Genomic DNA, 22,999 nt, shown 5'->3' with positions numbered 1-22,999 from the left:
TAATATATTTTGATAAAAATTTAAGAACTCCAAATTTAACTATTTTTAAGAATATCGTAACAAAAAAATGACATTTAACTAAATTGTTTTGTGAATATCCATAGTTTTTGGGTCTATAGCTTGTTTTACACGGAACATTTATTCTTTTTTTAAAGTAATTTTTATTGATTTTTTTGAATTTTCCACCAAAAAACCCTGTGTTTTACAAAAAACATTGCGTTTTAACATTTTTTGTGAAACATCATGCAATAAATCGTATTTTGCATTAAAATTCATGCAAAAAGACGATATAAAGTGTCATAGGGAATCCTAAACCAGCCTTTAGTTCTAAAAAGCATTTAAGTTTTATAAAGAAAAAGGCTCCTTCTTATATAAATATGTTTACTTCTTTTATTAGCCATTTAAAATAATTTAATTATGAAAAAAACATTACTTTTTTTGATTTTAGTTTTATGTAGTATTAATTCGGATGCACAATGCTGGAAATCCGTTAGTTTTTGTACAGGCATAAAAACAGATGGCACTCTATGGAAATGGGGACCAAATCATGCTGGCCAAATTGGGAATGGCACTTATGTTTCAACAAATTTACCCGTAAAAATTGGCACGGATACTAATTGGAAAGTAGCAAGTTGTACAGATTATTTTACGGCTGCTATAAAAACAGATGGAACTTTATGGACTTGGGGAGAAAACTCTGAAGCTCAATTAGGATTGGGTGATTCGATGATCATAAGAACCATACCTACGCAAGTCGGTACCGGAACCAATTGGAAAGCAGTATCTGCTGGTCAAGATCATTGTTTAGCCATAAAAACTGACGGCACCTTATGGATGTGGGGATTAACCGGAACAACAGGTGGATTAATATTATCACCAGTTCAAGTTGGAACAGATGCGGACTGGGAACAAATATCTGCAGGCTTAAGCTATTCGCTTGCAATAAAATCAAATGGAACATTATGGTCTTGGGGGAGAAATCAGGAAAAATTATTTTTAGGATTGGGCAGTTCAGCCCCAGATGTAGTAAGCAGCCCTACACAAATAGGAAGTGACACAAACTGGATTGCAATTGCAACTGGAAACACCAATCCAACTGATGGAAACGTAAATTTTGCATTAAAATCTAACGGTACATTATGGGGCTGGGGTAAAAATGCAACCCATAGCCCTTTAGGAGACGGGACAGCAACTCCAAGATATATACCGGTTCAGATTGGCTCTGATAATGATTGGGCAATAATATCGTTGCAATCTGGGATTAAAAATAACGGAACTCTTTGGGCTTGGGGGAAAGGTCACATAATAGGCATTGGAAATACATCCGCAGTCATAACTCCCATACAGATCGGAACTGATACGGATTGGAAAGCTATAAACAATAATCTAATCAATTTTCTAAAAATAAAAGGAGATGGAATATTATGGAATAGCGGAATGAATAATGACGGAGAGTTAGGATCAGGCAGTGCTTCTCCTACACTTTCACTTGTTTCAATACAAGTTCTGACAACAAATTGCCCTCCTCCAATAATCGCCAACGATGATTCAGGAACCGCTTTAAATGGTCTTGCAAGCACTTCTATTGCGAATGTTCTGGCAAATGACACTTTTAACGAAAATCCTGCTACATTTTCAAATGTTACATTATCCTTTATAAGTTCCACTCATAACGGTATCACTTTAAACACCTCAACAGGTGCGGTAAATGTTTCAGCGACAGTACCTGTTGGGACGTATACATTAAATTATCAAATCTGCCAAACTACCAATCTTTCCAATTGTGATAATGCAACAGTTACCATAACAGTAAACCCACAAACTATTGATGCCGTAAATGATAATTTTTCTGGTACACCAATCGATTACCTGACAGGAGGTATCACACCATCACTGTTAACTAATGATACAGTAAATGGTTTAGCAGCAAATCCTGAAGATGTAATCCTGACCCTCACGAATAATGGCGGTATTGCTGGAGCAAGTATAAATGCAAACGGAGAGATCGATGTTCCGGTTGGAACACTTATAAATACTTATACGTTACAGTACAGCATCTGTCTTGTTTCCAATCCTTCTATATGCGATACCGCTTCGGTAATTATTACAGTAGCAGACCGTGTCATTACAACACCGGAAATCGCTTTTGCTATCCGGGCCAATAGTACAGTCTTTGAATCACAACTTCAGAGTACCGGAAAAATAATTATTTGCGGGCCATTTACCAAATACAATAATGTAGACGCCAAGCACTTGATGCGCCTAAATACTGATCTTACACACGATACCACATTTCCCGCTTTGGGAAGTTTCCCTCATCCGCCTGAAGATTTTAAGGTACTTCCAAACGACAAGATTATTGTAGTAGGAACATTTACATCGATCAACGGAACACCTACCGCGAGAGGAATTGCCAGATTAAATGCTGATGGAACGGTTGATACCAGTTTTAATGTAGGTGGAACCGGCATCGATATCATTGGCCGTATTATATCTTGTGCCGTCCAAAGCGATGGAAAAATATTGTTGGGAGGAGGCTATATCCACTCTTATAATGGTGTTCCAACACGAAATATGATACGCCTTAATAGCGATGGAACTTTGGATACTTCTTTTGTCTATCCTTATACTTATGCACCAAGCACATTTAGTTCCATATATAAGATTGTTGTACAACCTGATGGAAAAATTTTAGTTTCCGGAAATCAAAGCGGAGCTGCTGATACTTTAGGCAATTATATTGGACAGCCCCATATATTTAGATTAAATGCTAATGGTTCCCTCGATTCGACTTTTACAACTGCATTTCTTAATGCTACAGATAGGAATGTCGACTTCTGCTCTACTTGTATAGCTCCGGTACAAAACATGGTTTTGCAACCCGATGGAAAAATAATTATTGTTGGATCATTTGTTAGCTTTAACTATATTAGAAGAAGAGACAATATTGTCAGATTAAATAGCAACGGAACATTGGACAATACTTTTCTGGCTAACAATTCTCATGTAACAAGCAATAGAGCCATTAAAGATGCTGTTATTGAACCAAGCGGCAAAATAATCATAGGTGGCGAGTTTACAACCTTTAATGGATTAACTACTAACAAATTAGCCAGATTAAATACCGATGGAACCGTTGATATTACTTTTAGCCCCGGTGGTGGCCCTACCTATTATGATAATTATCCGGGAACTGTCTTTGATCTGAATCGCCAAGCTGACGGAAAAGTAATCGTATCTGGAGGATTTAGCCATTACAATGCCATTTCTGCGACCAACATTACCAGAATAACACCTGAAATTCAGGGCGGACAAGCAAGAGGAAATGGTATACAATTATGGAATACTGAAAAAGAAATGGAAAATAGTTTTCAGGCCACGGGCGAAATCAGCATCTATCCCAATCCCAGTAGCGGCATCTTTACATTCGATCTGACTCAAACCAAAGAAAAAATTGCGATGATCACGATATATAATGCATTATGTCAAAAAGTATATCAGAAAAACAGTGTTTCGGAAGCCGTAAACGAAATCGATTTGTCAAATCTACCAAGCGGATATTATTATGCACAAATAACAGGCGGCAATAGCAATGTCCAAAAAGTACTTATGAAAAAATAATCTTTTGGCACTCCTGTTATTAGCCAAACTGTTTTTATCTTTGCACTTATGTTAGAAAAGGAAACTATAAAGTTTGAAAAGACGGTAGTTGTAGGGATTATCACACAACACCAAAATGAAGAAAAACTCAACGAATATCTCGATGAGCTCGAATTCCTGACCTATACGGCTGGTGGGGAAGTTGTAAAACGCTTCTCACAGAAAATGGAGCGTCCTAATCCGAAGACCTTTTTAGGTACCGGAAAAATGGACGAAATCAACCACTACGTAAAAGAACACAGTATCAATACGGTTATTTTTGACGATGAACTTTCGCCTTCACAGCAAAAGAATATCACCAAAATACTAAATTGCAAAGTGCTGGACAGGACGAACCTCATCTTGGATATTTTTGCACAACGTGCTGAAACATCCTATGCCCGGACGCAGGTAGAATTGGCTCAATGCCAATACCTACTGCCTAGGCTATCCGGAATGTGGACTCACTTGGAACGCCAAAAAGGAGGTATTGGGATGCGTGGTCCCGGTGAAACGGAAATCGAAACGGACAGGCGTATTGTTCGTGACCGTATTGCCTTGCTAAAAGATAAGATCAAGGTCATCGACAAACAAATGTCTGTGCAACGAAGCAACCGAGGTGCTATGGTTCGCGTAGCTTTAGTAGGTTATACCAACGTGGGTAAATCAACATTGATGAACGTCATCAGCAAAAGTGAGGTTTTTGTCGAAAACAAACTGTTTGCTACATTAGACACTACTGTACGCAAGGTTGTTATCAAAAACCTGCCGTTTTTGTTATCCGATACCGTAGGATTCATTCGCAAATTACCAACCCAGCTTGTTGAATCGTTCAAAAGTACGTTGGATGAAGTGCGTGAAGCAGATCTGTTACTTCATGTTGTAGATATTTCACATCCGGATTTTGAAGATCATATCGAATCTGTCAATCAGATCCTGGCCGACATTAAAAGTGCTGACAAGCCAACCATTATGGTCTTTAATAAGATTGATTCATACAAACACCTGACTATAGATCAGGATGATCTGATTACGGAAAAGACAACCAAACACTATACATTGGAAGAGTGGAAAGACACCTGGATGTCGCGTATGGGAGAAAACAGAGCCCTGTTTATTTCCGCACTCAACAAGGAGAACTTCGAAGAGTTTCGCGAAAAAGTATATGAAGCCGTAAGAGAAATTCACATTACACGTTTTCCATACAATAAGTTCTTATATCCGGATTATAAGGAAGCTCCTGAAGATAAAAATGCCGACTAAGAATATTTTAATAAAAAAGCCTTCCTGTCCGGAAGGCTTTTTCTTTATATCTATATATTTTTAAAAACCATAGTTGGCTCCTACTCCAAATACCTGTCTGATTTGGAATCCTTTAAAGGCATTGTCGTCATAAATTGTCTGGAACGACAGGTTAGTAGAAAGATATTTATTGATTTTCATCACAATATTCAGCTGATAGTCTATATCCACGTTCTGTGTATCTTCGAGGTAATTTGAATACAGACTTAAGATATTTTCAAAAGTCACATTAGCCATAATATCTAGCTTATAGTAGGCCGAAGCATAAGCACCTAACTCATAGCGTAGCGATTTACCTTCTTTTACACCAAAATAAGCTTCATTTGGCAGCGTATAATTTTTATCTACAAAAGTGATTTTTGAAGTAGCAGGAGCAAAGTTAAGTTTCAAATTATCATCTCTTTTCCATAAGATACCTGGTCCGAAAGTAAGGTAAGCCGGAGAAAGGAAATTGGTAATTTCTTTCCTTATTTCCACTCCTTCAGCATCTTTCCCATACTCATAACCTTTGGTGAATTGTGTCCTAAAGTTTAGGAATGCTGAATAATACCAACGGCTCTCTGGATTGAATTTCTTACCTAGTAAAGAGTTTAATTCCAAACGGTCATCTGTTTTCTTTGCAAATGAACTCGTTCGTGTTTTAACGATACCGTAGGATGCGATAACTTTGTTATCCCATGTAATGTCGTTCTTCTTGTAATTGAAATCATAATTGACACCAATGGTTCCCGAGATGTTGTTCTCTCCACCTGCCAACCAGTTGTCAAAGGTAGATTGGTTAAAAAGAAGAGACGCATTTCCTTTGGTTTGCCATGTTTTAGTAGTATCTGCTGTTGCAGCTGATGGCTCTTGAGCTTTGGCCTTTGTCATTCCGAAAAAGCAAAGCAGTAGTAAGGTGAATTTTTTTATCATCTTTCCTGTTTTTTAACAAAGGTATTAAATACAGCTTTTTAACACAGAAAAAAGTACTAAAAAAGTTACTTTTTCTTATATAATGGCACTGCAGAACAAGCCTCACCATACATAATGCTTCGGGCAAAAGGATGTAATTTTTGTGCCGCCAGCAGATAGGCCCCTGTAGGCACGGGCTTTCGGGAACATCCTTTGATGATAACCGGCTTTCCTTCGTATTGTGTATAATCCAGAGTTGGAAGAATTTCTTCGTAAAGAGAATTTTCCAAGTCTTCCAGCCTGCCATTGGCTACTTTTTTAGCAAAAGGAGCCAAGTGTATGGTCACGAGAATAAAGGCCCAACCCGGTATGATAGCATCCGTACTGCAAAAAACGGCAACATACTTATCAGCATATTGCGACCAGTCATGTTGTTTCAGCTGTTCGCGAAAATCCTTTTCACGCAAAAGAAAACCTTCCAAAAGCCATTGTGAAATATCTAATTCCACGCGTTCTCCTTTTGGATAATAATCTTCCAGATCAAATACTTCTAGTGCGCTGTTCGCTACTTTATTTACAATTTCTTCCATAACTTTTTAGTGGAAAGTGGATAGTTTATAGTGGATAGTTTATAAATGACAAACCTCAACTATAAACTATCCACTATAAACGCTCAACCAATCTATAGCATTCCTAATTCTAGTTTAGCTTCTTCACTCATCAAATCTTTGCTCCAAGGCGGATCAAAGGTGATTTCGACTTCGGTAGCTTTTACGTTGTCAATTTTATTGATTTTTTCTTCCACTTCTTTTGGAAGACTCTCTGCTACAGGGCAGTTTGGTGAAGTCAAGGTCATTAATATCTTGACTTCATAATCGGTATTAACCATTACATCATAAATAAGCCCAAGCTCATAAATGTCTACCGGAATCTCCGGATCGTAAATGGTCTTCAATATTTTGACGATATCCTCGCCCAATTGATTAGTGTCTATTTCTTGTTCCATGTCTAAATAATTTTTGGTTACGAATACAACCGAAACGATTCGTAGTAATAAGCAGCCGGAAACGGCTTAAAATTCAGTAAGGATCTCGGCACATCCTTATTTATTAAGAAGCCGACTGAAACGCCAGCGCATACATTTTAATCTGCTTAATCATTGATACCAATCCGTTGGCTCGTGTCGGAGACAAATGTTCCTTTAATCCGATGTCATCAATAAATTTAGTATCTGCATCCAAAATATCAGAGGCTTTCTGACCTGAAAAAGTACGGATCAGAATGGCAATAATCCCTTTAGTCAGGATAGCATCGCTGTCTGCCGTAAAAACAATTTGTCCATCGCGCCGTTCGGCATGCAACCAGACTTTTGATTGGCATCCTTTGATAATATTCTCATCGGTTTTATACTGCTCATCAATCAATGGCAGCGTCTTACCCATATCAATTACATATTGGTATCTTTCATCCCAATTCTCATCATCAAACATGGAGAATTCGTCCTTAATTTCTTCTTGTATTTCTTGAATTGTCATCGTCTTATTCTTTGTTCAAATCAGAAGCCGAAATGATTTTTTCGACCAATTTTTCTATTTCTTTTGGCGGATTTCCATGATCAAATGAAGGGCTTTTGTATGTATCCTGCTTATAAATTACAGTTAAGCCAGCAATCATAGCACCATCATAAAACCGTTTTTCAGAAGGCGCTTTCAGATTTTGGATATTTCCCTTATCTATTTTGGCTAACAAATCCAGCATACTGTTCCAATCACTTCGTGAAAGTTTTTTTTCAATTGCCTCACCCTTCCTGCTTTTTATAGTAAAGATCGTATCCTGCTTCGCAATTATTTTACGATAGTTGCCACGGGTTGTAGCCTCATATTCAAAAGAAATGTTTTCACTCTCTTTTTGTAATTCTGAGCTATTACAGCCTTTTGCCAGAACCAGAACCATTACAAATACAGATAAAATTTTCATACTACTCTATTTTTAAGATAACATGGTTTTGGCTTTTTTGACAGCTTCTACTAAAGCATCAATTTCTTCTTTCGTATTGTAGAATGCAAAAGAAGCTCTTACTGTTCCCGGAATATTAAAAAAGCTCATGATGGGCTGGGCACAGTGATGGCCTGTCCTTACCGCAATTCCTAACTTATCTACAATGGCTCCGATATCATACGGGTGGATACCTTCAATATTAAATGAAATTACAGAAGTCTTGTTTTTAGAAGTTCCATAAATCTTCAATCCTTCAATTTCAAGCAAACGTTGGGTTCCGTATTCTAAAAGTTCGTGTTCATAGGCAGCAATCTTATCAAATCCTATTGAATTCAGATAATCGACTGCTGTTCCAAGCACAATTCCACCTTCAATATTAGGAGTTCCTGCTTCAAACTTATGAGGAAGTTCTGCATAAGTCGTCTTCTCAAATGTGACTTCCTTAATCATTTCGCCACCGCCCTGGTAAGGAGGCAATCTGTTGAGCCAAACTTCTTTTCCGTATAAAATCCCGCTGCCTGTTGGCCCGCAGATCTTATGTCCTGAAAAAACATAAAAATCACAATCCAACTCCTGAACGTCTGGTTTGATATGAGGTGTGGCCTGCGCTCCGTCAATTAAGACAGCAGCTCCTGCCTCATGCGCTTTTTTGATAATTTCCTTTATTGGATTAATCGTTCCCAAAGCGTTTGAAATATGGTTAACCGCAATAATTTTGGTTTTTTCAGAAAGCAGTCTTTCAAACTCTTCCAGTATTAATTCTCCCTGATTGTTCATCGGGATAACAGTCAGTTTTGCACCTGTACGTTCGCAAAGCATTTGCCAAGGCACTATATTCGAATGATGCTCTAAAGCTGAAACCATTACCTCATCGCCTGCTTTTAAAATAGAAGCAAATCCATTGGAAACCAAATTGATTCCATGAGTAGTTCCTGAAGTAAAAATCACTTCATGATTGTGCTTAGCGTTAATATGATGCTGTATTTTGCCACGGGAAATCTCATACGCATCGGTCGCCAATTGGCTTAGCTTATGCACACCACGATGAATATTCGCATTGATTTCTTCGTAATAGGCCGAGATGGCATCAATAACCACTTTAGGTTTTTGTGAGGTAGCCGCATTATCAAAATAAACCAACGGCTTACCGTTCACTTTCTGGGAAAGTATTGGAAATTGGGCTCGAATGGATTGAATATCTAACATTTTATATCTGGAAATAGATGCAAATTTACGGTATGTTTATTTAATACAGTTAAGAATTAAGATAGAATTAAAATTTAGTTAAGTCCGGACAAAACAGACTCGAAAATTCATTCAGAAAACCATAGAATAGTAAGATAATCATGTCGCAGACAGGAAAAACCTATCTGAAAACTGCCAAAATATCACCTTACAGCAATTTAAGGAAACTTTTAAGATTTTTTACTTTCAAGGCTTCAAAAATAGTTATAGTTTTGCCATTATTTAGATTTATTTAAAATAACAAACTCAACCACAATGAAAAAAATAAGCGTTCTTGTCCTTGCAATTGTTTCATTAGCAGTCTTTTCATGTAAAAAAGAAGAAGCTAAGAAAGAAGAAACTCCGGTTGAAAAAACCGAAGGTCTAAAAATTGTTTCACTAAACGGAGCCGTAACAGAAATTGTTGCTGCTTTAGGTCATGAAAAAGAAATAGTAGGTGTTGATGTAACTTCAACTTATCCTGAAACGGTTAAAGCAACTGCCAAAGACTTAGGTCACGTTCGTTCTATTACTATCGAATCAATTGTTGCTTTAAAACCAACAGTAATCATAGGAACTGATAAAGACATGAGCCCTGAACTAGCTGAAAAAATCAAAGCTGCAGGAATCGAAGCACATATCCTAACACAAGAATTTTCTCCGGAAGGAACAAAAAAATTAATCGCTGATGTTGCCACTATTTTAAAAAATACAGACTTCAAAGCGTTGACAGACAAAATTGATGCTGATTTGGCAAAAGTACAGCCAATCGCTAAAGCTCCAAAAGTATTATTTATTTACGCAAGAGGTGCTGGAACATTGATGGTTGCTGGGAAAAACACTCCTATTGAAAAAACAATTGCTTTGGCTGGCGGACAAAATGCTATCACAGAATTTGACGATTTCAAACCTTTAACTCCTGAATCTTTAATTAAAGGAAATCCAGATGTAATCTTGTTGTTCACGACAGGTTTAGAAAGTCTTGGTGGTGTTGACGGATTGCTTAAAATTCAAGGTATTGAAAAAACAAATGCCGGAAAAAATAAAAAAATCATTGCTTTAGACGGAGCTTTGATTTCAGGTTTCGGGCCTCGCGTTGGTGAAGGTGCTGCAACATTAAATGCAGAATTGATTAAAGCTACTAAATAAAAACTAAAAGCCTTTAGCCCCGAACGCATAGCGTTTAGGAAATAAAATGCCACTGATCCCTTACGGGAAGAAATAATTATAATGCAAAATAAGTTACCGTTATATCTATTTTTAAGTCTGCTGTTGTTACTGATTTTGGCAACAGCAGCCTTATATATGGGAGTTTACGAATTCGAAAAGCATTCGTTCTTTGAGATTTTTAAGGGCCTTATCAACAATGACAGTTCTATTTCTGAAAGCGACAAATTTGTCCTGATGGATTTAAGACTGCCGCGAATTGTAATGGCAATCCTGATTGGAAGCGCATTGTCGGTTTCAGGAACCTGTCTTCAAGGTATGTTCAAAAACCCATTGGCATCACCCGATTTGATTGGAATTACTTCCGGAGCAATACTTCTTGGAGCGATTTCTATTGTTCTCGGAAGCCACATCAAGCCTTACATTCCTGAAGTGTTTCACTTCTCAATGTTGAGTATAGCCGCATTTTTGGGTGCCTTGCTAACCATGACAATCGTTTACAGGATTTCAACCTCAAACGGAAAAACAAATGTGGTTGTAATGCTGCTTTCCGGAGTTGCTGTAACTGCTATGGCCTTTTCCACCACAGGTTTCTTGATTTACCTTTCGAAAGAAGAAGAACTAAGAGACTTGACATTTTGGAATTTGGGAAGCTTGGGTGGTGCAACCTGGACAAAAAATGCGATTCTGGCTGTCGTGATTATTGTGGCTTTCTCTTTCCTGATTACCAAAGGAAAAGCACTAAACGCAATGATGCTTGGCGAAAGAGACGCACAACATTTGGGAATTCCTGTTGAAAAAATCAAAAAGAGAATCATTGTTCTGACCGCTTTACTGGTTGGAACCTGTGTTGCTTTTTCAGGAAACATCGGCTTTGTTGGTCTGATTGTTCCTTATATTTTAAGATTAATTTTTAAATCGAATTATCATATTATCCTGCCGATGTCGGCTGTTTTTGGAAGCATATTATTGCTTACCGCTGACACGATAAGCAGAACCATAGCTGCACCGTCAGAAATTCCAATCGGAATCCTAACCGCATTTATGGGAGCGCCAATTTTTATCGCTATTTTAATTCGCAGCAAAAAATCGATGTAATATGTTAGAGGCTTGTAAGATATCATATGCACATAAAAAGTTTTCCATTCTGGAAAACATCGATGTTTCTGTAAATTATGGTGAGTTACTTGTCATTGTCGGGCCAAACGGTGCAGGAAAATCAACACTGTTGAGTATGTTGGCCAATGAAATGAAGCCAGGTGATGAGCCAATCCTGTTCAAGAAAAAAACATTCGAAGAATGGGACCAGAAAGAACTTCCGCTCCATAAGGCAAAATTTTCGCAACAGAACAGCAATGACATTCCGTTAACCGTAACCGATGTCGTAATGATGGGCCGTTATCCGTATTTTAACTCCGTACCTCATCAAACCGATTTGGATGCCGTAATGAAATCGATGGAAGAAACCGATGTTCTTTCTATGAAAGACAGAGATTATAATACACTTTCCGGAGGTGAAAGACAGCGCGTTCATTTGGCGAGAGTACTTGCTCAACTGGAAAACAATATCGCTCACAAACTTGTCTTTCTGGACGAACCTTTAAACAATCTTGATGTGCTACACCAGCATAGAATATTGCACACTATCAAAAACTTTACTGAGCTTGGCAATACGGCTATTGTTGTGTTACACGACTTGAATCTGGCGGCACAATTTGCAGACCAGGTACTCTTATTGAAAAAAGGAAAAATCGTGAGCCACGACAAACCTGAAAAAGTTTTTACAAAAGAAATCATAAGCAAGGTGTATAATTTTCCTTGCACAATTTGCCTTAATCCGGTAAATCAGAACCCTTTAATAATTTTTGGAACATAATAGTTACACAGATGGATACATTAACAAACAACCTGAAGTCGCAATGGGATAAGCTAAAAGCTGAAAACCCAAATTTAAGAATCCGCAATGCTGCTGAAAAACTAGGAGTAAGTGAAGCAGAATTGCTGGCTACACAAGTAGGAGAAACCGTTACAAGGCTTCGTCCTGAATTTGCCGCTATACTGACAGATGTTGAACAACTAGGAAAAGTAATGGCTTTGACACGCAACGAAGAGTGCGTTCATGAAAGAAAAGGAATTTATCTTAACCCTGATTTCAGCTCTCCTCACGCAGGACTGTTTGTTGGTGAAGATATCGATTTGCGTATCTTTTTAGGACACTGGGCTAAAGCTTTTGCTGTTGAAGAGAAATCAGAGCACGGCGACAGAAAAAGCCTTCAGTTCTTTGGAAAAGATGGCTTGGCTATACACAAGATTTATTTGACAAAAGACAGTAACGAAGCTGCTTTTGACGAATTGGTTGCTAAATACAAGTCTGACGACCAGGCAGCAACAGAATCTGCAATCGAAGTACCTTTAAACATCGATGAGAAAGCAGATGCTGATATTGATGTAGCCGGTTTCCAAACTGCTTGGGAAAACCTGAAAGACACACACGAATTTTTTGGTATGCTTCGCAAATTTGGAGTAACAAGAACACAGGCATTGCGTTTGGCTCCAAATGAAAACTTTGCTAAAAAAGTAGAAAAGGATGTAATCGTAAAAATGCTTGAAGGAGCTGCTGAAAGCAAACTTCCTATCATGGTATTTACTGGAAACAGAGGAAACATTCAAATTCACACTGGCTTAGTAAGAAAAACAATGTGGCATGGTGACTGGTTTAATGTAATGGACCCTGATTTCAACATGCACTTGGATATGTCTAAAATTGCTCAGACATGGATTGTAAGAAAACCGACAGAAGATGGAGAAGTTACCGCTATTGAAGTGTTCAACGAAATGGGTGATATCATTGTTCAGTTCTTCGGAAAAAGAAAACCAGGTATTCCTGAATTAAAAGAATGGAAAGACTTGGTAGCCACTTTGTAGGTACTTAGTTTAATATATTTTTTATCCGGCCTGTCATCCTAAACAGATGGCAGGTTTTTTTATGGGATAAAACAGCCTTTTTATTTGTTATAACAAACGAAAAAGCCATGAATGAGCATTTGTGTCATTCATGGCTTTTTATGGCTTAAAAACAAAAAACCGAGCTAATGGCTCGGTTTTTATAAATTATTGTAGCAGTTTATATTCAAATGTTGGGAAGCCTCTTACTCCAGCATCATTTGTCATTGCAAGGAATTTAATTTTATAGTAGTTTCCAGCAACATCTTTTATTACATAAAAACGATCTGTTCTTATGCTTGGCAATGAAGTTGGTCCACCACCGCTTCTCCAGTTAGAACCAATAATTCTTTGATCAGTTGCAGAAATAGTAAAATTAGTTTCTACAATGTTTGATAATGTAAAGTTTTCATAAGTTACTCCATCAGCGTTTAAAACTTGATACGCTTTAGTTCCACCTTTCATGTTTGTAACAATAAAATCTGAATAACCATAAGTTACTTCTCCACCACCCATATTCAAGTAGTTAGTGAAAGTAGTGAAATTCAAATCCCATTTCGCTTTCATAGGTTCAGCACTTACTGTATTTCCTGAGATCAAACTGAAAAATGTAAAGTTATAATCTGCATTTTTAGCAATCGTTTTTTCTTGGAAAGTTGCAGAAGTTAAGTCCGCATACTGAATCTTATATCCGTTACCGCTTCTTAAAATTCTAACTTTTTTCCATCCTCTTGCATCGCCATCTGTGCTTACAGAACCAACGCTTGGCACTACTGTTGAAACAGCGAAACCAAGATTTACAAGATATACTTTGTTTTGAGATTCTGTAGCAGAAATTTCCGCAATTGCAGTACCAATTCCTGAACCGTTTCCAGCCAAAATCCCTGTTGGATTATCAACATATCCGTTAGACGCCAATGTTGTTCCACCGCCAACAGCAACATCTGTATCTGCAGTTTGTGGCAATGTAATATCTGATGTTTCTAATTTTTTTACAGCCATTTTTAGAGATCCGTTGATAACTACTCTAAAATCTGAGCCTGAAGAAAAACCTAGATCCCAAGAAGCTCTATTTGCTGATACAGAAGTACCTGTGCTCAAATCTACAAATACTTGATTTGGTTGGTTAGGACCACCTACATTTGGTTGTAAAACTTCTCCTACTGATGGAACTTCTGTTTTAGGAGAATCATCATCGCTTGAGCATGAAGCCATGGCTAAAGCTGCGATAGAAAGAAATAAAAATGTTTTTTTCATTGTATTATGATTTTATATTAAAAATTAAGATTATACGTTAATTTGGCAAAATAAGATCTTCCATAAGCCAGCATTACACTCGATGTCACCGCATGTCCTGCCCCTTCGTTGGTTCTACTCTGGTTGACATTGGTAACATCCAGTATGTTTCTGGCACCAAGTGTCAAATCAAACTTATTTTTGAAAAAAGATTTTCTTATAGAAGCATCAAGCCAATTGCTTGCTTCGATATCAGAAATCACATAACTTGAGGTACTTTCAACAAATTGCTGTGTTTTTCCATTATACTTATAATAAGCAGAGAATGTTGTCGCCCACTTAGGAACCGTATAGGAAGCACTTGCATTTAGGTTAAAAGAATAAAGATATTTGTCATCCGATGTAAAAATCTGGTTTTTGATTACCTGTGAGATTCCAACAATTGAAGCACCAAAATTCAAAACCAAATTCTCGCTTTTCAATTGATGATTTGTAGATGCATTCCACATCTTATACTTACTGATATTGATGTATTCATATTCAGGAATACCGCTTCCTTCATTGAATCTCACAAAAGCCATATCTATCCTGTCATCTACATCTAAGAAACTTGCTGTTAGCATATTTGAAAGTCTGAAATCAGAATCCAGATAGGATGTCTTTTTAAGACTTACTTCATAAGAAGTACTGGTTTCTGGTTTCAGGTTTTCATTTCCGGTAAAATGGTGTCCGTCAAAAATCTGTTTAGAGTATAACTCTTCAAAAGTTGGTGTTCTAAACGATTTTCCAAGTGATCCTCGAAGCTCAATCCCCTTATCAAATAAGTATCTCAAACCCAGAGAAGAAGCATATTGATCTTCAAATCGGGATTGTGCAGAAAATCGCAATCCTGGTCGGATTGAAAATTTATCAGTAGCCTTAATTTCTGAAGACACAAAAAAGTCATAATTCTCAAGTCGCTTTCTTACAGGAGTGAGCTTATTGTTTTCTTCTTGTACTAAAGAAAAGCCCTGATTGTTTACCAATTCATAACCTATCTGCAAATCGACTTTGTCATTGGTAAAAAAATTACTCAAAGTTCCAGTCGAATAGAGCACTTCCATTGACTGATCTTTAACCTTAACGTTGTTCAATTCACTTTCTGAAAGAATAAGAGTTCTAAAATCTTCAACCTTTCTGGCTTGTTTTTGATGAGAGACCGAAACATTATAGTTCAACTTCGAAAACAATTTACCAACACCATTTAAATGGTGGTAATATCTATCTGTAAAATAACGCTTATCATCAGAATAACGATAGGATCCAATTTGTGTATTAAAACCTGATTGGACAACACTATTGAAAAATTCTACTTTTTCATCTAAGTATTCAAATTTGTAAAAGATTCTAAAATCATCTTTTGCATAGCTTATCAATGCATTAGAATTTATTTGCTCTTTTGGAAGCCAATTGTAGCCTCTTAACCCATCATTTTCAATATGATTTGGACCTTGTTTTTCACCTAAATATCCTTGAAAATCATTTCTGTTTCCTCCCAAAGAAACAAACCAATTATCAGAAAGCTTATGTGAAACTTTTAAAGATTGTATGTGCCTTCCTTTGTCAAATAAGGCAAACTCATTATTTACCGTTTCTTCTTGGGCCGTTGCAAAAATAGACCATTTGTGATTTGAATTCTTTTTCGTTATTATGTTCAGAATTCCACTTACTGCATTTGCCCCGTGGGTAACTCCCATAGAACCTTCAATGATTTCTATCTGTTCTACATCGTTCAGGTTTATCTGAGACAAATCGATATTATTCCCTAAACCTGCTTCATTCACTAACGGAACATTGTCCACTAAAATTTTGAAATATTGGGCATCTAAACCAAATAGGGAAACCGTTGATCGTCCATCACTTCCACTAGGTCTAACTGTGATGTTTAGATATTGATTGAGAACATCTCCCAAATTATTCGCCGCTAGGTTTTGAATATCTTGGTTTGTAATTACTCTAACATTAAAAACCGACTTGTTTATTGATTGCGGCTCAAACTGACCCGTAACAACTACTTCTTCAAGTTGACTGGTTCTTGTAGTATCTTGAAGTTTTTCTTGTGAAAAAGCACTAAAAGAAAGAAAAAGGGATAAGGAAATATAAGCCTTAGTATAAATCTGCATTGCAATTCATCTTTAGATTAATTCTAAATTGCAAATCTAGGGAGGCTATCTGGTTTATGCAAATTATTTTTACTAATTCTAAATAAAAATGTCGGCCCTTTAATTTGAATGCATTCTCATAATGTTTTTCTTCTTAAATTTACCAAAATCAAGAACTTTCATGAAGAAAAAACTTAAAATAGCTGGTATTCTTTTGGCCATAATAATTGTGTATTTGGGATTCACGAATTATCCCAAGCTGGATCTCATCTCTGGATTTTCGGCAAAAAGCATAGCTTCAGGTTATTTTATAGGCCATCGTTCCCAACAAATGATCGAATCTGGCGACAATGATATTAAACTTATTAAGCTGGCTAGCAATACGATTCACGAAAAAGAGAACTATGCCACTTCTTCTGTTTACGGTTTAAAAGAACGCAAAGCGATTTATCGTGAAGGTCTGGGTGTAACATTAATTGATGATAGTTTTGACTTTTCAAAACCTTATCTGATCCCAAAAAGAATCAAAGTCAGCAGTAATCTTCCGTATCCATATGGAAATAACGAGCCTGCCGACACCACTTTTGCTATTATTGACTATACCAAACTAAACAATGCGATAGAAAATGCTTTTGACAAAAAGGGCGAAAAGAACAAAAGGACACGTTCACTACTTATTATATATAAAGACAAGATTGTTGGTGAAAAATACGATTCAGGTTTTGACAAGAATTCAAGGATTTTAGGCTGGTCGATGACCAAGAGCCTAACAGCCACGTACTTTGGTATACTACAGAAGCAAGGAAAAATAGACATCAACAAGCCGGCGCCTATTGCCGAATGGAAAAATGACAAGCGTTCTGAAATTACCATAAATGACCTGCTTCACATGAACTCAGGTTTGGAATGGGAAGAGAAATACGACAAGATTTGCGATGCTACACTTATGCTTTTCCAGGCAGAAGATATGGCAGAAGCCCAGAGAAAAAAGCCATTAATAGGCAAACCTAATGAAAGCTGGAATTATTCTTCCGGAACAACCAATCTATTGTCCGGGATTTTAAGAAGTCAGTTCAAGACACAGCAGGAATATCTGGATTTCTGGTATTCTTCACTAATCGACAAAATTGGAATGGATTCGATGCTGGTAGAAACCGATATGGCAGGGAATTATGTAGGTTCTTCCTATGCTTGGGCCAATACACGGGATTGGGGCAAATTTGGCCTGTTATATCTCCATAAAGGCAATTGGAATGGTGAACAGCTTTTTGATGAAAGCTGGGCTAACTATGTAGCTACTCCAACCCAAACTTCAAATGGTCGTTATGGCGGACATTTCTGGCTCAATGCAGGTGGCAAATATCCTGATGCTCCAAAAGACCTGTATTATGCTAGCGGCTTTCAGGGACAGAAAATCTTCATCATTCCATCAAAAAATTTGGTTATCGTCCGCTTTGGACTGACAGACGATGACGCTTTTGGCTTTAATAAATTACTAAAAGAAATTCTGGAGAGCTTCAAAAAATGATTTTTTTTGTATGAAAATTTTGCTTAAAACTTCTATCTTCGTAAAAAAACATAACAGATGAAAAAAATTGTTCTAGCATTAGCATTCGTTTCAGCGTTGTTCGTCACTTCGTGCAGTAGCGATGATAGCAATAGCGTATCTTACGGTGAGTCAACAGGAAATTACTGGCCAATGGCAATAAACAATACCTGGATTTTTGGTTCCGACAGCGGAAACTCAGAATTAAAGATAATTGGAAGCACTGTAATCAATGGCACAACGTATTATGAAATTTCCGATCAAGCAGATAATGTTTTGGGTATTCAGAATTGGGTAGCAAAAAAAGGAGCTACTTATTTACAAAAAATAGCCGACTCTTCTATTAATCAAGAAGGTATTACAATGAACATGCAAGGATATGAAATTCCCATTTTCAAAGACGATCTGGAAGCCAATAGTTCCTGGAATGGAAATTTATCATCCAAAATCACCTATTCCTTTAGCGGACAAAACACATCAACCACCGCTAAAATTAAATACACCGGCACTATAGTAGAAAAAAATTCAACTGTTGTACTGAATGGTATTACTTATCCTAATGTCATAAAGACAAGAACAAAGGTGGAGATGAAAATTCTCGAACAAACTGTCATTATCGATTTGCAATACTGGTTTGCTAAAGAGGTCGGGCCAATATGGGAAAAGACATCTTATGATGGCTCAATACAAGAAAGAGCATTAATAAATCACATTTTACACTAAACAAAAAAGGCTTCAAAATAATTTGAAGCCTTTTTTGTTTCCTGATATAATATATCCGTATTATAAGTCAAAACCCATGTTTACGCCTAATTTCGTTGCAATAATCTTAGTGACTCTGGCTTTCATTGCCGGAATCTTGATACTTTCGATTACTTCATTAGAAAAGGCATACATCAGCAAGGCTTTTGCCTCTTTTTGAGGAATACCTCTGGATTGCATATAGAACATTGCTTTTTCATCAAGCTGGCCTATCGTACAACCGTGGGAGCATTTTACATCATCTGCAAAAATTTCCAACTGCGGCTTTGCATTGATAGAAGCTCTATCGCTTAAAAGGATGTTGTTATTTTGTTGGAAAGCATCTGTTTTCTGAGCTTCCTTCTCTACATAAATCTTTCCGTTGAATACTCCCGTAGACTTATCATCAAAAATTCCTTTGTAATTCTGATGGCTTTCACAATTTGGAGTTGCATGATGCACCAAAGTATAATGGTCAACGTGCTGCTTTCCTTCAATAATTGTAATTCCTTTCAGCGTAGAATCGATATGCTCGCCCTGATGGAAGAAATTCAGGTTGTTCCTTGTCAGATTACCTCCAAAAGAAAAAGTATGCACAGAAGCGTTGCTTTGATCTTTCTGGGCGATATAAGTATTGTCAATCAAAGATGCCTCAAGATTGTCGTTCTGAATCTTGTAATAATCTACAATCGCTCTTTTTTGAGCAAAGATTTCGGTAACGGAATTTGTCAGTACCGGATTTTCATTCAAACTCTGGTGTCTTTCGATAATCTGCACATGTGCATTTTCACCAACGATAATAAGATTTCTCGGTTGAATAAGTAATGCGGCTTCCGTACCTGTAGAAAAATTGATAATTTCTATCGGCTTTTCTACCACCTTGCTTCTCGGAATATTAATATAAGCTCCTTCGTAAGCAAAGGCAGTATTTAAAGAAGTCAGGCTTTCATCTTTACTGGCAATCTTGTTGAAATATTCATCGATTACCATTTTGTATTTTGGTTTATTCAGTGCTGAAGACATCAGGCAGACATCCAAACCGTCATGCGTTGTAGAAGAAAGAAATGAGCTGAAAACACCATCTACAAAAACAACTTTATAGGTGTCTATTTCATGAAGGAAAAATTTCTTTACTTCCGAAAACTCAACTGTATTTTCCTTTTTAGGAAAAACGCTGAAGTCATTTTTCAAAATCGAACTCAGCGAAGTATATTTCCAGGCTTCCTCTTTTTTAGTAGGAAAGCCTTTGTCTTCAAAATTTTTAAAAGCTTCTGTGCGAACATCGTGCAATGCTGAATCAACATCTACACGTTCTTCAAAAGCCATAAAAGATGATATTAGTTTTTCTTTTAATTCCATTTTGTTAGTCTTAAAGTTGAAAGTCTTAAAGTCAAAAGACTTTTGCAGTCAACTATTTTTTGCCATAAATCTAAAATCACAAATCAAAGATTTCTGACTTTACATCTTTCAACAAATTAATTCTCAGCCTTGATCCAGTCGTAACCTTTTTCTTCCAGTTCGTAAGCCAATTCTTTTCCTCCTGATTTTACAATTTTTCCATTGTATAAAACATGAACAAAATCCGGAACGATATAATCTAAAAGTCTTTGGTAGTGTGTGATTACAATAATTGCATTGTTTTCACTTTTCAGCTTATTAACACCATTTGCGACAATTCTCAACGCATCGATATCCAAACCTGAATCCGTTTCGTCAAGTATTGCCAATTTTGGCTCTAGCATTGCCATTTGGAATATTTCGTTTCTTTTTTTCTCACCACCAGAAAAACCTTCGTTAAGTGAACGTGACAAAAATTTTCTGTCGATTTCCAAAAGTTCTGACTTTTCACGAATCAATTTCAGCATTTCATTGGCTGGCATTTCCTCCTGCCCTTTTGCTTTTCGGGATTCATTAATAGCCGTTTTCATAAAGTTCGTTACAGAAACTCCTGGAATTTCTACAGGATACTGGAAAGAAAGAAACACACCTTTATGCGCTCTTTCTTCCGGTGCTAAATCAGACAAATCTTCTCCATCCAATTCAACTGAACCTTCAGTAACTTCATAATTTTCATTTCCTGCAATTACAGCAGAAAGTGTACTTTTTCCAGAACCGTTAGGCCCCATAATCGCATGAACTTCGCCGGCTTTTACTTCAAGATTGATGCCTTTTAGGATGTCTTTGTCCTCAATTCCAGCGTGTAAATTTTTTATACTTAACATTGTTGCTTTTGTGTTTTATAGAGTCTTGAAAGATTATCCAACCGAACCTTCAAGTGATATTTCTAATAATTTTTGTGCTTCAACTGCAAATTCCATAGGAAGTTTATTCAGTACTTCTTTACTGAAACCATTTACGATCAAAGCAATAGCTTTTTCTGTAGGAATTCCTCTTTGGTTGCAATAGAAAACCTGATCTTCACCAATCTTGCTGGTCGTTGCCTCATGTTCTATTTTGGCCGAAGGATTTTTAGATTCGATATACGGAAAAGTATGTGCTCCACAGTTATTCCCCATCAATAGCGAATCGCATTGTGAAAAGTTTCTTGCGTTATCTGCTCTTGAACTGATTTGAACCAATCCACGGTAGCTATTTTGTGATTTCCCTGCAGAGATTCCTTTGGAAATAATCGTTGATTTGGTGTTCTTTCCTAAATGGATCATTTTCGTTCCGGTATCAGCCTGCTGGAAATTATTGGTTACGGCAATCGAATAGAATTCTCCAACCGAATTATCTCCTTTTAGCACACATGATGGATATTTCCAAGTTACGGCAGAACCAGTTTCTACTTGTGTCCAGGAAATTTTTGCGTTTTTCTCGCACAAACCTCTTTTGGTCACGAAGTTGAAAACTCCACCCTTACCTTCTTTGTTACCCGGAAACCAGTTTTGAACTGTAGAATATTTGATTTCAGCATCATCCAAAGCAATCAATTCCACAACTGCAGCATGCAATTGGTTTTCATCACGCGATGGAGCGGTACATCCCTCTAAATAAGAAACATAACTTCCTTCATCTGCAATAACCAAAGTTCTTTCAAACTGTCCGGTTCCGGCTTGGTTGATACGGAAATAGGTTGAAAGTTCCATCGGACAACGAACGCCTTTTGGAATATAGCAGAACGATCCGTCTGAAAAAACAGCGGAGTTCAGTGCCGCATAGAAATTGTCTTTTTGCGGAACTACAGAACCGATATATTTTTGAACCAATTCAGGGTGTTCTTTGATAGCTTCTGAAATAGAACAGAAAATAATTCCTTTTTCAGCAAGTGTTTTCTTGAATGTTGTAGCTACAGAAACCGAGTCCATAACAATATCCACAGCAACTCCGGCAAGTACTTTTTGCTCATCAAGAGAAATCCCCAACTTTTTGAATGTTTCCAAAAGTTCCGGATCTACCTCATCAAGGCTTTCGTATTTTGCTTTTTTTAAGGGTGCTGAATAATAGGAGATATCCTGAAATTTAGGCTTTTCATAATGAACATTTGCCCATTCAGGTTCAATCATCTGTTCCCATGCTCTGAACGCTTCTACTCTCCAATTGGTCATCCATTCCGGCTCTTCTTTTTTCTTAGAAATAGCACGGACAATATCTTCGTTTAAGCCAACAGGAAAAGTATCGGACTCTATATCAGTATAAAACCCGTATTCGTATTCTTTATTCTCAAGCTCGATTTTTAAATCGTCTTCTGTGTATTTGCTCATTTTAGTTTTTTTTAACCCTTTCAGCGTTTCAAACGCTGAAAGGGTTGAATAGTTTTGTTATAAAGAAAAACTTTCTCCGCAACCGCAAGTTCGGGTAGCGTTCGGATTATTGAAAACAAATCCTTTTCCATTCAAGCCTCCGGAAAATTCAAGGATTGTACCTGCCAGATACAAAAATGATTTTTTCTCAACGGCAATTCTCACATTATTATCTTCAAAAACCTTGTCGTTTTCTCCCAGTTCTTTATCAAACTTTAACTCATATGACAAGCCGGAACATCCACCGCTTTTTACGCCCACACGAACGTAATCTTTGGTAGCATCAAAGCCGTCATCATTCATCATATCGATGATTCTTTTACTTGCTGTATCAGATACCTTTATCATAGTGATTTAAATTTAGTCTAATTAATTTGCAAAGATACGTCATATTTAGCTTTTTCCATAATCAGTAACATTTTTCTAAC

At 37.0% G+C, this 22,999-nt stretch carries 20 protein-coding genes; 8 read left to right on the top strand and 12 right to left on the bottom strand.

Annotation, left to right across the window (positions count from 1 at the left end):
* Nucleotides 1–417 precede the first annotated feature (417 nt).
* On the top strand, nt 418–3,621 hold the full coding sequence (locus ABH942_RS14185; RefSeq protein WP_370033063.1) for a T9SS type A sorting domain-containing protein: 3,204 nt from the start codon (nt 418–420) through the stop codon (nt 3,619–3,621).
* A gap of 48 nt (nt 3,622–3,669) precedes the next feature.
* Nucleotides 3,670–4,902 (top strand): GTPase HflX, encoded by a 1,233-nt coding sequence (hflX, locus tag ABH942_RS14180; RefSeq protein ID WP_370033061.1) that lies wholly within the window; start codon nt 3,670–3,672, stop codon nt 4,900–4,902.
* 60 nt (nt 4,903–4,962) lie between these two features.
* Here hflX and ABH942_RS14175 read toward each other — a convergent pair whose 3' ends face one another.
* The 6 genes from ABH942_RS14175 to ABH942_RS14150 all read right to left on the bottom strand — a co-directional run bounded on the left by ABH942_RS14175 (nt 4,963) and on the right by ABH942_RS14150 (nt 9,036).
* Nucleotides 4,963–5,850: a DUF3078 domain-containing protein gene (locus tag ABH942_RS14175; protein ID WP_370033079.1), complete on the bottom strand. Its 888-nt coding sequence runs from the start codon at nt 5,848–5,850 to the stop codon at nt 4,963–4,965.
* Nucleotides 5,851–5,918: 68 nt separating this feature from the next.
* Complete coding sequence (locus tag ABH942_RS14170; protein ID WP_370033059.1) at nt 5,919–6,422, bottom strand: DUF2480 family protein; 504 nt, start codon at nt 6,420–6,422, stop codon at nt 5,919–5,921.
* 92 nt (nt 6,423–6,514) lie between these two features.
* The gene (locus ABH942_RS14165; protein WP_056066957.1) at nt 6,515–6,838 is read right to left on the bottom strand and encodes an SUF system Fe-S cluster assembly protein; all 324 of its coding nucleotides are present in this window, start codon (nt 6,836–6,838) and stop codon (nt 6,515–6,517) included.
* A gap of 103 nt (nt 6,839–6,941) precedes the next feature.
* A complete protein-coding gene (locus ABH942_RS14160) occupies nt 6,942–7,367 on the bottom strand; it encodes a SufE family protein (RefSeq protein WP_370033057.1) in 426 nt (141 codons plus the stop codon).
* 4 nt (nt 7,368–7,371) lie between these two features.
* Nucleotides 7,372–7,809 carry a hypothetical protein gene (locus ABH942_RS14155; protein WP_370033055.1) on the bottom strand — a complete coding sequence of 146 codons (438 nt, stop codon included), beginning with the start codon at nt 7,807–7,809 and terminating at the stop codon, nt 7,372–7,374.
* 12 nt (nt 7,810–7,821) lie between these two features.
* Nucleotides 7,822–9,036, bottom strand: coding sequence for an aminotransferase class V-fold PLP-dependent enzyme (locus ABH942_RS14150; RefSeq protein WP_370033053.1), 1,215 nt, complete (start codon nt 9,034–9,036; stop codon nt 7,822–7,824).
* A gap of 294 nt (nt 9,037–9,330) precedes the next feature.
* On the opposite strand from ABH942_RS14150, the gene ABH942_RS14145 reads away from it, so the two are divergent.
* The 4 genes from ABH942_RS14145 to ABH942_RS14130 all read left to right on the top strand — a co-directional run bounded on the left by ABH942_RS14145 (nt 9,331) and on the right by ABH942_RS14130 (nt 13,146).
* A complete protein-coding gene (locus ABH942_RS14145; protein ID WP_370033051.1) occupies nt 9,331–10,203 on the top strand; it encodes a hemin ABC transporter substrate-binding protein in 873 nt (290 codons plus the stop codon).
* A gap of 81 nt (nt 10,204–10,284) precedes the next feature.
* Nucleotides 10,285–11,319, top strand: coding sequence for a FecCD family ABC transporter permease (locus ABH942_RS14140; protein ID WP_370033049.1), 1,035 nt, complete (start codon nt 10,285–10,287; stop codon nt 11,317–11,319).
* A 1-nt stretch (nt 11,320) separates the two neighbouring features.
* Nucleotides 11,321–12,097, top strand: coding sequence for a heme ABC transporter ATP-binding protein (locus ABH942_RS14135; RefSeq protein WP_370033047.1), 777 nt, complete (start codon nt 11,321–11,323; stop codon nt 12,095–12,097).
* Nucleotides 12,098–12,108: 11 nt separating this feature from the next.
* On the top strand, nt 12,109–13,146 hold the full coding sequence (locus ABH942_RS14130; RefSeq protein WP_370033045.1) for a hemin-degrading factor: 1,038 nt from the start codon (nt 12,109–12,111) through the stop codon (nt 13,144–13,146).
* A gap of 186 nt (nt 13,147–13,332) precedes the next feature.
* On the opposite strand, the gene ABH942_RS14125 is transcribed toward ABH942_RS14130, so the two are convergent.
* Nucleotides 13,333–14,421, bottom strand: coding sequence for an HmuY family protein (locus tag ABH942_RS14125; protein WP_370033043.1), 1,089 nt, complete (start codon nt 14,419–14,421; stop codon nt 13,333–13,335).
* Nucleotides 14,422–14,438: 17 nt separating this feature from the next.
* Entirely contained in the window at nt 14,439–16,562 is a 2,124-nt protein-coding gene (locus ABH942_RS14120) for a TonB-dependent receptor plug domain-containing protein (RefSeq protein ID WP_370033041.1), read from the bottom strand.
* Nucleotides 16,563–16,722: 160 nt separating this feature from the next.
* Between ABH942_RS14120 and ABH942_RS14115 the strand changes: the two genes are divergently transcribed.
* Together ABH942_RS14115 and ABH942_RS14110 are read left to right on the top strand one after the other, a co-directional pair.
* Nucleotides 16,723–18,069, top strand: coding sequence for a serine hydrolase domain-containing protein (locus tag ABH942_RS14115; protein ID WP_370033039.1), 1,347 nt, complete (start codon nt 16,723–16,725; stop codon nt 18,067–18,069).
* Between the two features lie 57 nt (nt 18,070–18,126).
* The gene (locus ABH942_RS14110) at nt 18,127–18,810 is read left to right on the top strand and encodes a hypothetical protein (protein WP_370033037.1); all 684 of its coding nucleotides are present in this window, start codon (nt 18,127–18,129) and stop codon (nt 18,808–18,810) included.
* A 60-nt stretch (nt 18,811–18,870) separates the two neighbouring features.
* Here ABH942_RS14110 and sufD read toward each other — a convergent pair whose 3' ends face one another.
* The 4 genes from sufD to ABH942_RS14090 form a co-directional block, all read right to left on the bottom strand.
* Nucleotides 18,871–20,187: a Fe-S cluster assembly protein SufD gene (gene sufD / locus ABH942_RS14105; RefSeq protein ID WP_370033035.1), complete on the bottom strand. Its 1,317-nt coding sequence runs from the start codon at nt 20,185–20,187 to the stop codon at nt 18,871–18,873.
* 116 nt (nt 20,188–20,303) lie between these two features.
* The gene (sufC, locus tag ABH942_RS14100; protein ID WP_056067005.1) at nt 20,304–21,050 is read right to left on the bottom strand and encodes a Fe-S cluster assembly ATPase SufC; all 747 of its coding nucleotides are present in this window, start codon (nt 21,048–21,050) and stop codon (nt 20,304–20,306) included.
* 33 nt (nt 21,051–21,083) lie between these two features.
* Entirely contained in the window at nt 21,084–22,532 is a 1,449-nt protein-coding gene (gene sufB / locus ABH942_RS14095) for a Fe-S cluster assembly protein SufB (protein ID WP_139998782.1), read from the bottom strand.
* A gap of 57 nt (nt 22,533–22,589) precedes the next feature.
* The gene (locus ABH942_RS14090) at nt 22,590–22,919 is read right to left on the bottom strand and encodes a HesB/IscA family protein (protein ID WP_370033032.1); all 330 of its coding nucleotides are present in this window, start codon (nt 22,917–22,919) and stop codon (nt 22,590–22,592) included.
* Between the last annotated feature and the right edge of the window lie 80 nt (nt 22,920–22,999).

Source organism: Flavobacterium sp. 28YEA47A (assembly GCF_041262125.1).
In the GTDB taxonomy this organism is placed as follows: domain Bacteria; phylum Bacteroidota; class Bacteroidia; order Flavobacteriales; family Flavobacteriaceae; genus Flavobacterium.
Note: the sequence above shows the minus strand (reverse complement) of the source record. Positions and strands in the feature narration are given on the sequence as shown.